We start from the raw sequence: 1,128 nt of genomic DNA on the forward strand, positions 1-1,128 counted from the left end.
TGGGGTGTCAAAAATCTGACTAAACTGAAGAGTTTTTGACCTAAAAGTTGAGGCTGTTCTTATTCCAAAAAGATTTATGTGCTATAAGTGCAATATTTATTTGTACATAAGAGGAATATATGCCCAAGACATCAAAAGCAAAAAATATGCCTGCTCGCCCAGATAAAACAATCGACTGGCTAGGTAAAAGTAGAGAAGAGTGGAAACATAAAACACTGAACAGTAAGGCTCAATTAAAGGTTGCAAAGCAAGCTCAGAAGAGAGCCCGTGCTAGTCGAGAGAAGTGGAAAGAGGAATGTGAGAGGCTGAAGGCGGAGCGGGCAAAAAATAAAATAACACAGGCAAAACAAGAGGTAGAAATTAGAAAGCTTAAAGCTGCGTTGATGCAATTGGAGCAAGAAAAAGAAGATTAAAAAAAAAAGCGCTAGTAATACCGGGGGACCCCCGATTGAAGCGGCACACCTTTACACAAGGTATCGTAATGTGGGGATTTCACTTTCTTCGGACAGCCTGGGCAGGGTTTAGGTTAATTTCTTCCCTTTTAAAAAAGCTTATGGTTCGTGAAAAAATCGATAGGGCTCCTAAACCAGAAACCTTAATCCAGTGGGATCTAAAAATAGGGCTCCATAAACTAGAGCGTCCGAAAGCAGCTGACCAAGAGTGGGTCTGGATGGCAGACCATGTTATTCGTCTTGGCTCGTACAAGTGCTTTGTAGTCGTCGGAGTTAGGATGTCTGCTTTGAGAGCAAAAAGCGACTTGACAGTGACTCTAGAAGACTTAGAGCCTATGGCAATCCTTCCAATGCAAGTATCGAACGGAACAGAGGTAGCAAAGAGACTAGAAGAGACAATTAACAAAGTAGGCTTTTCTCCTGCTGGCTTAGTCATCGATCATGGCTCAGACTTGCATGCAGGGTCTAAATTAGTTGCTGAACAATATCCCGGTATGGACCTCAAATATGATGTCTGTCATAAAGTGGCCTGCGAGCTAAAAAAGCGTTTAAAAACGGATAGTTGGGAGATAATGACGAAGAGTGCGACGGAAACAAAAAAAGCCTTGTCAATGACTCCCTTTACAAAATTTGCTCCCCCTCAACAAAGATCAAAAGCAAGATATATGAACCTAGA

General features: G+C 41.8%; 2 protein-coding genes. Both read left to right on the plus strand.

Translation table 11 applies throughout. The features are described 5' to 3' along the window. Positions 1-119: 119 nt before the first annotated feature. Complete coding sequence (locus NEPTK9_RS09535) at positions 120-413, plus strand: hypothetical protein (RefSeq protein WP_194846997.1); 294 nt, start codon at positions 120-122, stop codon at positions 411-413. A 68-nt stretch (positions 414-481) separates the two neighbouring features. After that, positions 482-1,128 (plus strand): hypothetical protein (locus NEPTK9_RS09540; RefSeq protein WP_194848591.1); only part of this gene is annotated, 647 nt, incomplete at its 3' end.

It is taken from the genome of Candidatus Neptunochlamydia vexilliferae (assembly GCF_015356785.1).
In the GTDB taxonomy this organism is placed as follows: Bacteria; Chlamydiota; Chlamydiia; order Chlamydiales; family Simkaniaceae; genus Neptunichlamydia; species Neptunichlamydia vexilliferae.